Raw genomic sequence first — 14,532 nt, forward strand, 5'->3', positions numbered from 1 at the left:
GCGCGCGATCAGCCAGAAGCTTGCGGCCAGGATCAACCCGGTCAGCAGGAATTTGGCGAGGGACAACAGCCAGGCGCGGTCCCGCACGAGGAAGCCTCGCCGCACGGCGAAGGACAGCACCAGTAGCAGATTTTGCTGCCAAGCACACATTGGCATCATGGACGGCGGCCCGGAGAGTGACTACGCTTGGACCGTTCAATTTTCCCGGCGCAAATGAAAAATGGAGGTCGATTGTGCCTGCATATCTTGTTGTTCAAGCGACCATTGCCGACGAACCCAAATATCAGAAGTACCGCGAGGCGGTCGTTCCATTCATCGCTTCCTTTGGCGGCAAACTTGTCGCGAGAGGCGCAAAGGTGGAAGTACTCGAAGGCGAGCACGACACGCGACCAGTCGTGATGTTCGAGTTTCCCGCGATGGAGGCTATCCGTGCCTTCTGGAATTCTCCAGACTATGTGCCCATCAAGAAGCTGCGCGAGGGTGCCGCTACCATAAATGTTTGGGCATTTCCCGGCATCTGAACATCAGCGGACTGCTCAGCTAACCGAAGTCCGGGCACGTCTGCCGGTCGTTATCGGGGATAAATCGGACATGGAGAGGATTGTCCGTTCGGCCGCAAATACCCCATTCAGAAGTCACCGACTGGATCAAAAAATTCCTTCCAAGCCGGCGGCACTCGTCTTCCCCCAATCCAATTTTGGCGATTAGATAGTCGCACTGATATTGAACTCATATTCTTGCACGGGAGGGATTTCATGACTTTGCAAAATGTCACCCGCCGCAGATTGATCGGCGGCGTCGCGGCCGGAATAAGTGCAGTCTCGGTAACTTCATCAGGCATCGGCAGTGCGCGCGCTCAATCCGCGCCAAAGACTTTTGTTCTGATTGGTGGCGCCTTTTACGGCGCGTGGTGTTGGCATCGTGTGACCGAGAGGCTCGAAAAACAGGGCCATAAAGTCTATGCGTTTACGCTCTCGGGATTGGCTGAACGCTCGCACCTCCTCAGCAAAGACATAAATCTCGACACGCACATTAGTGACATCGCAAATCTGTTCGAATGGGAAGACCTCACGGACATTTGCCTCGTTGCCCATTCGTATGCCGGATGTCCCGCGTCGGGTGCTCTTGAACGTATCGGAAACCGCGTATCATCTATCGTTTGGGTTGATGCAATAAAGCCCGCCGACGGCCAGTCATTTCGAGACCTGGTGCCCTTCCCGATCGAGGAGGGCGCGATCAGCCGTCCGGCCCCCAAAGCGCTCCCTCCGACGGCCTTTAGCGATCCCAACGACGTCGCTTGGGTTCTATCAAAAGTAACACCGCAGCCGATTGGGACGTGGCTGCAACCGGCGAAGCTCTCCGGCGCACGCGAAAAGGTCGCGAAGAAGACCTACATCCGTTTACCCAAATTCCAGTTAGCCGCCTTGGACAAAGCGGCAGCGGAGTGCAAGTCGGACAATTCCTGGACTGTCCTCGAAAACACGACATCTGGCCACTCGGTCATGATCGGCGAGCCGGATTGGTTGACTGACGTGCTGGTGAAAGCAGCGTGACATCGATCTGATCAAGGGCGACTTCTGGGCCGCATGATGTTAGTTGCGGCCCAGCGATCCGCTTCTCGCGGGTCGAGCGGATATGACGAACCTATCGATACGCGCCTAGCCGCGCACCAGCGAGACCAGCCAGCTGCGGCCGAACAGCACGAGGATTGCGAGCGTGTAAACGATCGTTCCACCCACCGCCAACACCCCCAGCGTTGCTTCGTCCCGGAAGGCCGGCAGCGCGGCAAGCGCGGTCGTGCTAAAGCGCGCGATCAGCCAGAAGCTTGCGGCCAGGATCAACCCGGTCAGCAGGAATTTGGCGAGGGACAACAGCCAGGCGCGGTCCGGCACGAGAAAGCCTCGCCGCACCGCAAAGAACAGCACCATCAGCAGATTGGTCCAGACACCGACGGCGGTGGCCAGTGCGAGGCCGATCTGGGCGAGCGATCCCATCAGGGCGACCTTCAGGGCAACGTTGACGGCGATGCCGGTCAGCGACGCCCGCACCGGTGTCGCGGTGTCCTTGCGCGCATAAAAGGTCGCGACCGCGCTCCGGATCAGCACGAAGGGAATGAGGCCGATGGCGTAGGCCGCTAGCGTGGCGCCTGCGGCGGCCGCATCGGCCTTGGAGAACGCGCCGCGGGCGAACAGCGCGCGCATGATCTCGTCGGGCACGGTGAGGAAGGCGGCCACGAACGGAATCGAGAACAGCAGCGTGAAGTCGAAGGCGCGGCGCTGCGCCTTCATCGCGCCGTCATGGTCGTTGGCCGTGATTCGCCGCGACATCTCCGGCAGCAGCACCGTGCCGATGGCGATGCCGATCACGCCGATCGGCAGCTGGTTGAGGCGATCGGCGTAATAGAGCGCCGACAGCGCGCCCGCGGGCAGGAAGGTCGCGATGATGGTGTCGGCGAACAGCGCGACTTGCGTGCCCATCGAGCCCAGCGTCGCCGGCCCGAGCGCCTTGAAGAATCCGCGAACGTCTTCATCGAGCTTGAGCGGCGCAAAGCGCGGCAGGCCGCCGTGGCGCGCGAGATCGCCTGCGAGCAGGAAATACTGCAAAAAGCCCGAGATCAGGACGCCCCAGGCGGCGGCGTGGCCCGCACTGGGAAACCAGGCGGCCAGCGCCAGCGTCATCATCATCGAAATGTTGAGGAAGATCGACGCCGCGGCGGCGCTGGCGAAGCGCTGCATCACGTTGAGCATGCCGCCATAGAGCGTCACCAGCGTGATCAGCAAGAGATAAGGAAAGGTGATCCGGGTTAGCTCGATCGCGAGTTTGCGCTGCTCGGCGTCTTCACTGAAGCCCGGCGCCAGGATGCTCATGGCCTGCGGCATGAACAGCCAGGCGACGATCAGCAGCACCACTTGCGAGGCCAGCAGCAGCGTGAAGATGCGGTCGGCGAACAGTCTTGCCGCGCCCTCCCCCTTCTCGCCATGGACATGGGCATAGGCCGGCACCCAGGCGGCGTTGAAGGCACCCTCGGCGAAGATCGCGCGGAAATGATTGGGCAGCCGCAGCGCCACGAAAAAGGCGTCGGCCACGGGGCCGGCGCCCAGGATCGCCGCGAGCATGATGTCGCGGGCAAATCCCGTCAGCCGCGAGAGCAGCGTATATCCGCCAACCGTGAAGATGCGTCCGAGCATGCGTCTGTTTTAGTGCATGGCGAGATCAGGTCTAGGTGCAAACCGCGAGGAAGGTCGCCCCTCCCCCGCTTGCGGGAGAGGGTTGGGGAGAGGGTGTTTCCGCAAGCGAGAATTCCCAAGAGGCAGAGAGTCCTCACCCGCCGCTTCGCGGCGACCTCTCCCGCAAGCGGGAGAGGTGACAGGAAGATCAGCCCGAAACCGCGCCGCGCACGGCTGCGATGATTCGCTCCTGGTCGGCTTCGGTCAAATAGGCGTGCATCGGCAGGCTGATGACGTCTTGCGACAGGCTCTCGCAAGCAGGCAGGCCGCCGTCGGCGACCGGATACTGCTTGTAGGCGGTCTGCTGGTGCATCGACTTGCCGTAATAGATCGCGGTCGGCACGCCCTGAGCCTTCAGCGCCGCGGCAAAGCCATCGCGATCGGTGCCTTTGGGGAGGCGGATGGTGTACTGCGCCCAGACCGAGGTGTTGCCGGGCGCAAGGCGCGGCACGGTGACGACATTCGACAGGCCTCGCGCGTAGCGCTCAGCGACCTTGTTGCGGGCAGCGATCTCGTCGTCGAAGATCTTCAGCTTCTCGATCAGGATCGCGGCCTGCATGGTGTCGAGCCGGCCGGTCAGGCCGAGGCGGACGTTATCGTATTTATCGACGCCCTGCCCGTGCACGCGGATGCTGCGCAGCGTGGCTGCGAGCTCGTCGTCATCGGTGAAGATCGCGCCGCCGTCGCCGAAGCAGCCGAGCGGTTTTGCGGGGAAGAAGCTGGTCGTGGTTGCGAGCCCGAAGGTGCCGAGCTTGCGGCCATGATAGCTTGCGCCGAAGCCTTGCGCGGCGTCGTCGATCACAAACAGGCCTTCGGCCCTGGCGATCTCGGCAATGGCATCGTGGTCTGCAGGCTGGCCGAACAGGTCGACTGGAATGACCGCAACGGGCTTGAGACCAGCCTTGCGAGCGGCCGCAATGCCCCGCTTCAGCGACTCCGGGCTCATGTTGAAGGTCGTTTCATCCACATCGACATAGACCGGGGTGGCGCCCATCCGTGCCGCCGGCGACGCGGTCGCAATGAAGGTGAACGACGGGCACAGCACGGCATCGCCGGGACCGACATTCTTCGCCATCAACACCATGAGAAGCGCGTCGGTGCCGCTGGCGCAGCCGATGACGTGCTTGGCACCGCAATAGGCCGCAAGCTGCTTCTCGAGCTCGGCGACTTCAGGACCGTTGACGAACTGGCAATGGTCGAGAACGCGCTTCACCGCGGCATCGAGCGAGGCGCCGAGCCGGCGACGCTGCGAAGCGACATCGATGAAGGGAATGGGTTCGGAACGAAGATGCTGGTTCATGGCGCCTTCTTGAATGGTCGACATGGAAAGGGTTCAGCCGGCGACGCGCCGCGGGCCTGTACGGGCGGGTGCCTTGGCTGCGGGCCGCGACGGCGTTTCCAGGCACTGCGTGGCGATCTCGAGACTGGCGACGCCTTCGTCGCCGGTGACCGCCGGAATCTCGCCGTTGCGCACGGCCTTGAGGAACGCGATCAGCTCGGCACGGAGCGGCTCGTCATGGCCGACCGGCAGATGCCGCATCGAGTAGCTGCCATCCGGCTTGAAGCCGAAGCATTCGGTAACCTGGCGCGTGAGCAGATCGCCCATCACGTATTTGCCGCGGGTCGCGACCGTGACGCTGCGCGCCTTGAACGGCGTCAGCCAGTTGGTGTTGATGTGGGCGAGCACGCCGTTGGCGGTACGGAATTGCAGCAGCGCGATGTCCTCGCGCTCGGCGACCGCGCTCGACAATTGCGGCTGCACCTCGACGATGTCGGATTCGGTGAACCAGCGGATCAGGTCGATGTCGTGCACGGCAAGGTCGATGACGACGCCGACATTGGACATGCGCGGCGGGAACGGACCGACGCGCGTGATCGCGATCGAGAGGATGTCCTCGCCCGCGATCGCCTGCTTGACGGCGGCGACCGCCGGATTGAAGCGCTCGACATGGCCGACCATCAGCGTCACGCCGGCCTTCTGCGCGGCGGCAACGATCTCGCGGCCTTCCGCAACCGTGGAGGCGATCGGCTTCTCGACCAGCACGTGGATGTTCTTGGCGATGCAGGCGAGCGCGACCTCGTGATGCAGATGGGTGGGCGCCGCGATGGTGACGGCGTCGACGCCTTCGGCAAGGAGCTGGTCGAGCGTCTCGAAGCTCGCGCAATTGGCAAGTTCCATGGCGCGCGTGCGATGGGCCGCCGAAGGATCGACGACGCCGACGAGACTGACGCCCGGCAGACCGCTGAGCACGCGCGCGTGGTTGCTGCCCATCACGCCCGCGCCAATGACGCCGACGCGCAGACCGGCCTTTGCCGGTGCAGATCCCTTGGAACTCATGTGAGCAAACCCCGATTCAGCGCAAATCCCCGGGCTGCTTCTAGCACGGACGCCACATTTGTGGCGAATGCCGGCCTGACTGACCGGACACGATTTGATTCAAAAAGTTACACGTTCCCCGGGCCTTAAGTGGCTGAAAGATACCGCTCTTTCGGCCCGGAATGACGTGATTCGGAGTGTGCTGGTTACGACCTTTGATAGTCGTCTTCAATCCGGATGATGTCGTCTTCCCCGAGATAACTTCCAGTCTGGACCTCGATCAGTTCCAGCATGATCTTGCCGGGGTTCTCCATCCGGTGCACGGCGCCCATCGGGATGTAGATCGACTCGTTCTCGTGCACCGTCTTGACGGTCTCGTTGACGGTGACGCGGGCAGCGCCCCGGACCACGATCCAGTGCTCGGCGCGATGATGGTGCTTCTGCAGCGACAGCCGCCCGCCCGGCTTCACTACGATGCGCTTGACCTGGTGGCGCTCGCCATTGTCGACCGACTGGTAGCTGCCCCAGGGCCGGTGCACCTTGAGATGCTCCTCGGTGACCTTCGGAGCGACCGCCTTGAGCTTGGTCACGAGCCGCTTCAGGCCGTTGGCGTCCTTCTGGCGCGACACCAGCACGGCATCCGCAGTCGCCACCACGACAAGATCGTCGACGCCCTCGAGCGCGACCAGCGCGGCATCGGTGGTGACGTTGCAGTTGCGCGAGTCTTCGAACACGGCGGCGCCGTGCGCGGCATTGCCTTGCGCGTCCTTCGCCGACAGCTCCCACACCGCGTGCCAGGAGCCGACGTCGGACCAGCCGCAGGACACCGGCACAACGGCCGCGCGCGCAGTCTTCTCCATCACGGCATAGTCGATCGAGATCGCCTTGGCGGCGCCGAACGCCTCCGGCTCCAGCGTCACGAAGCCGAGATCGCGGCCGGCATTGGCGACCGCGTTGGACACCGCCTCCACGCTCGCCGCGTCGACCTTGCGGTATTCGTCGAGCAGCACGCTGGCCGGGAACATGAAGTTGCCGCTGTTCCAGAGATAGCCGGACTCGACGTAGTCGGCGGCCTTCACCGCGTCGGGCTTCTCGACGAAGCGCGCAACCGCGTGCACCGTGCCGGAGATCGCCTCGCCCGGGCTGATATAGCCGTATTCGGTCGCCGGCCGCTCCGGCTTGACGCCGAAGGTGACGATGCGCCCGGTGCTCGCGGCAGTGAGCCCTTCGCGGCATGCGGCGACGAAGGCGGCCTTGTCCTGCACCACGTGGTCGGCGGCGAGCGCCAGCACGATGGCTTCACTGGCGCGGTTCTGCGCGAACACCGCGCCGGCGGCGATCGCGGGGCCGGAATCGCGCCGCATCGGCTCGAGGATCACGTCGGCCTCGATGCCGATCTCGGCGAGCTGCTCCAGCACCATGAAGCGGTAGGACGCATTGGTGATGACGATCGGACGTTCGAACAGCGAGGCATCCGAGACGCGCAGCAGCGTGTCCTGGAAGGTCGAGCGCGTGCCGAACAGCGGCAGGAACTGCTTGGGGCGCACCTCGCGCGAAGCCGGCCACAACCGCGTGCCGGCGCCGCCGCACATGATCAGGGGGATAATGCGTTTGTCCATCGTCATTCAAACCTTGAAGTAGTCCCGATACCAGGTGACAAAATTACGGACCCCGTGCGCGATCGGCGTTGACGGTGCAAAGCCGGTATCGCGCATCAGATCCTCGACATCCGCGAACGTTTCCAAGACGTCTCCGGGCTGCATCGGCAGCAATTCTTTGATCGCCGTCCGACCCAGCTCCCGCTCCAGAAGCCCGACGACATGCATCAGCTCTTCCGGGTGGTGATTGCCGACATTGTAGACCTTAGACGGCGCATTTGCGGCGGCCGGGTCATCCGTGGGCACAAGATCGATCAGCTTGGACACTACACGGGTGACGTCGTCAATATAGGTGAAGTCGCGGCGCATTTTGCCATGGTTAAAGAGCCGGATCGGCCGACCGGCCATGATGGCGTTCACGAACAGAAACAACGCCATGTCGGGCCGTCCCCACGGCCCGTAAATGGTGAAGAAGCGCAGGCCCGTGACCGGCAGCCGGTAGAGATGGCTGTAGGACTGCGCCATCAATTCGTTCGCCTTCTTGGTCGCAGCATAGAAGCTCACGGGATGGTCGGTGCGGTCCTGCACGGCAAAGGGCAGTTTAGTGTTGGCGCCATAAACGGAGGATGACGAGGCGTAGACGAGATGACGACAGGCATTGTTGCGGCAGCCCTCCAGCACGTTGAGAAAGCCCTGGAGATTGGAATCGACATAAGCCTGCGGCTGCTCGATCGAATAGCGCACGCCGGCCTGGGCCGCGAGATGCACGACTTTGGCAAATCGATGTCGCGCAAACAGCGCTGCGATCGTCTCGCGGTCGGCGAGATCGGCCTCGACGAAGGAGAAGCGGGAATCGCCGCGCAAAAGCGCAAGGCGCGCCTGTTTGAGCGCCGGATCGTAATAGCTGTTGAGATTGTCGAGCCCGACGACGGGCCGGTCTTCGCCCAAAAGCTGGCGGGCGACGTGAAAGCCGATGAAGCCGGCGGCACCCGTGACCAAAATCGCCTGATCCGTCATCCTGTTCCCGAGGAATCCTTCGCCAATCGTTCGTCCGGTCTTCGCTCAGTCTTGCGTCCGCAGCGCTTCTTTAGCCATCCTGTCGAGGGGCTCGCAATAGCCCTGCCCCTGCACGAGGGCCATTCGGAACGGCCCGGAACACAGCTTCAGAACGACTTCAGAACAGCTATTGCAAGATCGGCGCCAAAACCATACCAAAGCGGCCGAATTCGGCGCCGTGCGTCGGGTTGCTTCAAAAACCCCTGTTCATGCGGGCGAGATGCGCCGAATCCTGCTGTCGACGGCCAAAATCCTGATTTCCGCGGCGCTGCTCTATCTGGCGCTGCGCAAGGTCAATCTGTCCGAACTGTTTTCGCGCTTCACCGTGTCCAGCCTGTTCTGGATCGGCCTGGCGATCGCGATCACGTTCCTGCAAATCTTCGTCGGCGTGCTGCGCTGGCGCGAGATCAGCGCCGAATGCGGCGCGCCGCTCGGGCTCGCCCGCGCGATGCGCTACAACGTGATCGGCGCATTCTTCAACCAGACCCTGCCATCGGCCATTGGCGGCGATGCGGTCCGGCTGTGGCTCGTCGCGCGCGCCGGCGCAGGCTGGCGCGCCGCGACCTACTCGATCTTCGTCGACCGCGCGATCGGATTGATCGCGGTGGCGATCCTCATCGTCGCGAGCCTGCCCTGGAGCTATTCCCTCATCTCCGATCCGCACGGCCGCTCGGCGCTGCTGCTCGTCGACCTTGCGGCGCTCGCAGGCGGCCTCGGCTTCCTGATTTTCGGCGCGCTGAACTGGCGGTGGCTGAAGACCTGGTGGGTCACGCATCACGTTCACGCCTGTGCCGTGATCGCCAATCGCGTGATCTTCAGCCGCTCGCGCGGACCGATCGTCACGATCCTGTCGGTCGCGGTGCATGTGCTGACCGTCGTCATCGCCTGGTGCGTCGTGCAGTCGATTGCGGCCCCGGTCGGCTTCAGCGACGTCTTCCTGCTCGTGCCGCCGGTGATGCTGATCACGATGATGCCGATCTCGATCGCCGGCTGGGGCGTGCGCGAGGCCACCATGGGCCTGGCATTCGGCTTTGCGGGACTTGCCGCCAACGAGGGCGTCAACATCTCGCTGCTGTTCGGCACCGTCTACTTCATCGTCGGCGCCGTCGGCGGACTGGTCTGGATTCTCAGCGCGGAGAAAGCCGCGCAAGGATCGGCGCCGATCGGAGTGCCGGAGTGAACCCGGCCGCCGACGCGCTCGCCGTACCTTCGCTGCTGGCCGTTGCGATCGCCGCGCTGGTGTCGGCCGTCATCACCTGGGGCAGCCGTCCCCTGCTCCAGCGCTACGCGCTGGCGCGGCCGAACGCGCGGTCCTCGCATCGCATCCCGACCCCGCAGGGTGCGGGCATCGCGGTGATATCGGCGACGCTGCTGGTCGCGTCCGCCTGGGCAGCCTGGACGGACATCGCGATCGCGCCGGCGCTGATCGGTGCGACCGTCTTGATCGCCCTGGTCGGATTTGCCGACGACATCGTGTCGCTGCCGGTGCTTGCGCGGCTCGTGCTGCAGGCAGTCTGCGTCGGAGCCGTCGTGTTCACCGCGCCCGAGACCGCGCGCATCGCTCCGGCGCTGCCGCTTCCGCTCGAGCGCGGCCTCATCCTGCTGGCTGGCGTCTGGTTCGTGAACCTCGTCAATTTCATGGACGGGCTCGACCTGATGACGGTGGCGGAAGTGGTGCCGGTCACCGCGGCGCTGCTGCTGCTCGGATGGTTCGGTGATCTCTCCTGGCCGGCCGCGCTGATCGCCGCGGCCCTGTGCGGCGCCATGCTCGGCTTTGCACCGTTCAACAAGCCGATCGCGAAGGTGTTTCTCGGCGATGTCGGCAGCCTGCCGATCGGCCTCCTGCTCGGCTGGTGCCTGCTCGAGCTTGCCTGGCGCGGGCAGCCCGCCGCGGCGCTGCTGCTGCCGGCCTATTACCTTTCGGATTCCACCATCACGCTGCTTCGCCGCATCGGCAGCCGCGAACAATTCTGGTCGGCGCATCGCACGCACTTCTACCAGCGTGCGACCGACAACGGCTTCACCGTCTCCCGCGTGACCGGCGAGGTGTTCGCGCTCAACCTCGTGCTGGCACTGCTTGCCATCGTCACCGTTCGCGCCGGCTCGATGGCGATCACGATCGCATGCCTGCTCGCCGGCGCGATCGCGGTCGGATTCGTGCTGCGGCGCTTCTCCCGCCCTCAGGCGTCCTGAGCCGACAGCGCCAGCCGCAGGCCCTCGTCGAGCGAGATCTCCGGTTGCCAGCCGGTTGCCATCGCCTTGGAGAGGTTGAGCTCCAGCGAGCCGATCAGGCTGTCATGCGTATCCTGCCGGCCCATCACGCTGAGCAGCGTGCTGAGCAGGCTCGACGGCATCCCGAACAGCCGCGAGTTCTTGCCCGCAGCCTTCGCCAGCCGCTCGATGAATTCGGGCGTCGAGACCTGTTCCCTGTCGGCCACCAGGAATATCTCGAAATTGCTGGCGGGATCGGGATGAGCGAGCCGGCGCACGATGAACGACGACAGGTTCTGCACGGCGAGAAACGCGCGCTGATTGTGGATCGCGGCAAAGGGCAGCGGCATCCCCAGATTCACCGCACGCGTCAGCAGCGCGAAATTGCCCTTGGCGCCCGCGCCGTAGACCAGCGGCGGCCTGATCACCGAGATGTTCATGTCGGTGTCGCGCGCCAGCGTCTTCAGGCCCGCCTCGGCCGCGGCCTTGGACATGCCGTAGAGGCCGCGCGGCGTGAGAATGTCGTCCTCGCTGAACGGCGCGCGGCCCTCATTGCTGCGCCCGTGCACGAGAACGGTGCTGACGAAGATGAACTGGCGTACGCCGGCTGCCGCCGCACCGCGCGCCAGGTGCAGCGTGCCGGCGATGTTGACGTTGCGGTAGAGCTGGACCGCATGCTCCTCGTGCTTGTGATGCACGCGCGCGGCGAGATGGACCACGGCGTCGACGCCTTCGAGCGCCGCCTGCCAATCGGTCTCGGGGCCGATCGTCTCGACGACGACCTCATCGCCCACGCCTTCCGGGATGCGCACCGCGCGGCGGACGGACCATCCCTCGCGCGCCAGCGCAGGCGCGACATGGCGGCCGACGAAGCCGCTCGCTCCCGTCACCAGCACGACTGGCTTGTGTTCACTCATCGTTGCTCCGAAAGGTCCGGGTTGCGCAACAATTCGTCGATCACGGCGGCATAGGCGTTCATCGCGACAGTACGGTCGAACTTCGAAGCCGTTTTCACCGCGCGCTCCGCCATGGCGCCGTCGTCGGCGCGCGACGCCGTACGGATCGCCTCGGCGAGCTGATCGGCGCGCCCCGGCGTCACGACCCAGCCGAGCCCGTTCTCGACCACCGTCAAGGCGGCCTCGGCCTCGGGCTCCGAGACCAGCACCACGGGACGGCCGACCGCCAGCAGGTTGTAGAACCGGCTCGGCACCGACACGCCCGCTACGTCCTTCCGGTACGGAATGATCCAGAGATTGGCAGCCGCCAGGAACGCCTCGAGCTCGGCGTCCTCGACCCGCGCCACGAAGGAGACGTTGGAGAGGTTCGCTGCGGCCTGCAACTGCTGCAACCGCGCGAAGCCGATGCCCCAGCCGGACAGCAGGAAGTGGATGTCCGGCTCGTCCTTCAGGAGGCGGGCCGCCTCGAACACGATGTCCGGATCATGGGTGAAGCCGAGATTGCCCGACAGGCCGACGATGAAACGCGCAGAAATTGCCTTGCGGAAAGGACTGTCCGTTGCGAGCGGTCGCGGCCCGGGCACGAGCGTCGCCCAGTTCGGGATGAAGCGGATCTTGTTCCTCCTCATGCCGGAATAGCTCAGCAGCGGCCGCTCCGCATCGCGGCCGATGGTGATGACGGCGTTGAGCGCGCGGAACATCAGGCCGTTGGCGAAGCGCATCGTCTGCGTCACGAGCGAGCCGGGCTTCAGCAGACCCGCCATCACCAGCACGTCGGGGAAGAGATCGTGCATGATCAGCGCCGAGCGCGCGCCCTTGAACCGCGCGGCGGCCGCGACCGCATAGGGCAGCATGAACGGTGCGGTGACGGTGAGCACGACATCGCCTCGCCTGAGCTCACGCAGCAGCGCTAAGAATGTGCGCGCCGCGAACAGCAGCTCGGAGGCGCCGCGCCGTACCAGCGCCGCCTTGCCTGCCATCCGGTTCTTGACAGCGACAACGCGCGGCTTGCCCGGACCGCTCTGCGACGCCGGCAGTGCGCCGGGCGAGCCCGACAGCACGACGACCTCGTGGCCGACGGCGAGACGGCAGGCGATCTCCGCCATGATCGCCGCCGTCGTGCTCGGATCCGGCGGATAATGCTGGCTCGCGACGACGATCTTGCCTCCAGATTGCATGGTCAGGCCGCGGTCGACCCGAATTCCGGAACCGCGTCCTTCAGGATCGTCCTGATGGTGGCCCGATCGTCGCGTGCGATCGCCTGCTCCAGCGCAGCGATCCATTTGCGCAGCGTCTGCATCGGCGGCTCGTTCGGCTGCGCCGCCATGATGCCGGCGACGCCGATCTCGCGGGTCGGCTCCTCGGAGGCGAACAGGATCTCGTGCAGGCGTTCGCCGGGCCGCATGCCCGTGAACACGATCTCGATGTCGTAGCCGGGTTGCAGGCCCGACAGACGGATCATGCGCTCGGCGAGATCGACGATCTTCACCGGCTGGCCCATGTTGAGCACGTAGACCGAGACGTCCGAACGCTGCGTGCCGAGCGCATGCGTTGCCGCCGTGACGACGAGATCGCAGGCCTCGCGAATGGTCATGAAGTAGCGGACCATGTCGGGATGCGTCACCGTCACGGGGCCGCCGGCCTCGATCTGGGCCTTGAACTTCGGCACCACCGAGCCGTTCGACGCCAGCACGTTGCCGAACCGGACCGAGATCAGCCGCATCGGCCGCCTGGCGCCGCCGCTCCCTGCCGCAAGATCGTGGTCGAGCGCCTGGCAGTACATCTCGGCGAAGCGCTTGGTGAGGCCGAGCATCGACACCGGCTCGATCGCCTTGTCGGTCGAGATCATCACCATGGCTTCGGCGCCGGCGCTGAGCGCGGCATCGGCGACGTTGATCGAGCCGAAGATATTGGTCTTAACGCCCTCGCTCCAGTCCCGCTCGAGGATCGGCACGTGCTTGAGCGCGGCGGCATGGAACACGATGTCCGGCTTGAACTCGGCCATCAGGCGCATGATGCGCTCGCGGTCGCGAATGTCGGCGATCCGCCCTTCGACCGCAGCAGCCGTGCCCTGCGCCGCGAGCGCTTCGGTGATCGCGTAGAGCGCCGGCTCGGAATTTTCCACGATCAGGAGGCGCGCGGCGCCGAACGCGACGACGCGCTCGCAGATCTCGGAACCGATTGAGCCGCCGCCGCCGGTGACGATCACGGCCTTGCCCTCGATCAGGGCTTCGAGCCGCGCATAGTCGATCGTCTCGCTCGGCCGCAGCAGCAGATCCTCGACCGCGACGGCCGTGAGCCGCGGCGTATCGCCGCTTTCCAGCGAGGGCATGCGGTTCACGATCACCCCCAGCTTGCGCGCCCGCATGAGTATCTGTTCGGGATGAGACTCCGGATCGAACGCGGTCGGCGTCATCACGATGCGCGCGATCGCCTTGCTGCGCTTGGCGAAGTCGGCGACGACGTCCTCGATGTCCTCGACGCCGCCCAGAACCGGCACGTTGCGGATGGACTGGCCGCGATCGGAACTCGACGGCGACAGCACGCCGACCGGCCAGATGCGTTTGATCGCCCCGCTCTCGATGCCGCGGAGCAGCACCTCGGCATCCGCGGCGCGGCCGATCAGCAGCGTCGGCGCGGCATCATCGGTGCGGGCGTGACGCCGCACCCGCGTGTAGCGGAAATAGCGATAGGCCATGCGCAATGCGCTGAGGAAGGAGACCTCGAGGAACCAGTACAGAACGATCGTCACCTTGCCGAGAAAGAAGGTGCCGCGGACGTTGGGGGCGACGAAGATGTAATCGAGCACGAGCAGGGCAACCGTCAGCACGGTTGCGACGCGGATGATGTTCATCGCGTCGGGCAGCGAGATGAAGCGCCATTTCGTCGTGGTCAGGTTGAAGATGAAGAACACGACCACGCTGAAGGCGAGGAAATAGGGCAGGATCTCGAACAGCAGCGGCAGGCGATCGTAGAAGCCGTCGCCGCCCTCGAAGCGCAGATAGAAGGCAGCGAACAGCGCCGCCGTGGTCGCCAGCAGGTCGTGGAGCGCGATCAGGAAATTGCGCAAGGTGAGATGCGAAAGACGCGTCATCCGCGGACCGATGAAAATCCCGTTGGGTGCAACCTGACCGCGCTGATAGCCCATCTCGACCGGACTTGCCAGT

Annotated in this window: 12 protein-coding genes; 4 read left to right on the forward strand and 8 right to left on the reverse strand. The window is 64.8% G+C overall.

From position 1 onward, the window contains the following. Positions 1-233: 233 nt before the first annotated feature. Entirely contained in the window at positions 234-521 is a 288-nt protein-coding gene (locus tag OC450_RS17350; RefSeq protein ID WP_211385043.1) for a DUF1330 domain-containing protein, read from the forward strand. 234 nt (positions 522-755) lie between these two features. Continuing rightward, positions 756-1,553, forward strand: a complete 798-nt coding sequence (locus tag OC450_RS17355; protein ID WP_262048338.1) for an alpha/beta fold hydrolase — start codon at positions 756-758, stop codon at positions 1,551-1,553. 105 nt (positions 1,554-1,658) lie between these two features. Here the strand turns inward: OC450_RS17355 and murJ are convergent, their stop codons facing one another. The 5 genes from murJ to OC450_RS17380 all read right to left on the reverse strand — a co-directional run bounded on the left by murJ (position 1,659) and on the right by OC450_RS17380 (position 8,159). Next, positions 1,659-3,188, reverse strand: a complete 1,530-nt coding sequence (gene murJ, locus OC450_RS17360; RefSeq protein WP_211385042.1) for a murein biosynthesis integral membrane protein MurJ — start codon at positions 3,186-3,188, stop codon at positions 1,659-1,661. Positions 3,189-3,375: 187 nt separating this feature from the next. Beyond that, complete coding sequence (locus OC450_RS17365; RefSeq protein WP_211385041.1) at positions 3,376-4,527, reverse strand: DegT/DnrJ/EryC1/StrS family aminotransferase; 1,152 nt, start codon at positions 4,525-4,527, stop codon at positions 3,376-3,378. Positions 4,528-4,560: 33 nt separating this feature from the next. Then, entirely contained in the window at positions 4,561-5,565 is a 1,005-nt protein-coding gene (locus tag OC450_RS17370) for a Gfo/Idh/MocA family protein (RefSeq protein ID WP_256808457.1), read from the reverse strand. A 185-nt stretch (positions 5,566-5,750) separates the two neighbouring features. Beyond that, positions 5,751-7,163 (reverse strand): mannose-1-phosphate guanylyltransferase/mannose-6-phosphate isomerase, encoded by a 1,413-nt coding sequence (locus OC450_RS17375; protein WP_211385039.1) that lies wholly within the window; start codon positions 7,161-7,163, stop codon positions 5,751-5,753. A gap of 6 nt (positions 7,164-7,169) precedes the next feature. Continuing rightward, positions 7,170-8,159, reverse strand: coding sequence for an NAD-dependent epimerase (locus OC450_RS17380; RefSeq protein ID WP_211385038.1), 990 nt, complete (start codon positions 8,157-8,159; stop codon positions 7,170-7,172). A 259-nt stretch (positions 8,160-8,418) separates the two neighbouring features. Between OC450_RS17380 and OC450_RS17385 the strand changes: the two genes are divergently transcribed. After that, positions 8,419-9,378, forward strand: a complete 960-nt coding sequence (locus OC450_RS17385) for a lysylphosphatidylglycerol synthase transmembrane domain-containing protein (protein WP_211385037.1) — start codon at positions 8,419-8,421, stop codon at positions 9,376-9,378. Next, a complete protein-coding gene (locus tag OC450_RS17390) occupies positions 9,375-10,391 on the forward strand; it encodes an MraY family glycosyltransferase (protein ID WP_211385036.1) in 1,017 nt (338 codons plus the stop codon). The genes OC450_RS17385 and OC450_RS17390 overlap by 4 nt, the downstream gene beginning before the upstream one ends. On the opposite strand, the gene OC450_RS17395 is transcribed toward OC450_RS17390, so the two are convergent. Genes OC450_RS17395 through OC450_RS17405 form a run of 3 tightly spaced genes read right to left on the reverse strand, consistent with a single transcriptional unit; the run spans position 10,379 to position 14,459 of the window. Further along, complete coding sequence (locus OC450_RS17395; protein ID WP_211385035.1) at positions 10,379-11,326, reverse strand: NAD-dependent epimerase/dehydratase family protein; 948 nt, start codon at positions 11,324-11,326, stop codon at positions 10,379-10,381. The two genes, OC450_RS17390 and OC450_RS17395, sit on opposite strands and share 13 nt — an antisense overlap. Further along, on the reverse strand, positions 11,323-12,543 hold the full coding sequence (locus tag OC450_RS17400) for a glycosyltransferase family 4 protein (RefSeq protein WP_211385034.1): 1,221 nt from the start codon (positions 12,541-12,543) through the stop codon (positions 11,323-11,325). The genes OC450_RS17395 and OC450_RS17400 overlap by 4 nt, the downstream gene beginning before the upstream one ends. A gap of 2 nt (positions 12,544-12,545) precedes the next feature. After that, positions 12,546-14,459, reverse strand: a complete 1,914-nt coding sequence (locus OC450_RS17405; RefSeq protein ID WP_262048339.1) for a nucleoside-diphosphate sugar epimerase/dehydratase — start codon at positions 14,457-14,459, stop codon at positions 12,546-12,548. Positions 14,460-14,532: the final 73 nt, after the last annotated feature.

Source organism: Bradyrhizobium sp. Bra78, from assembly GCF_024519855.1.
GTDB classification, from domain to species: Bacteria; Pseudomonadota; Alphaproteobacteria; order Rhizobiales; family Xanthobacteraceae; genus Bradyrhizobium; species Bradyrhizobium japonicum_G.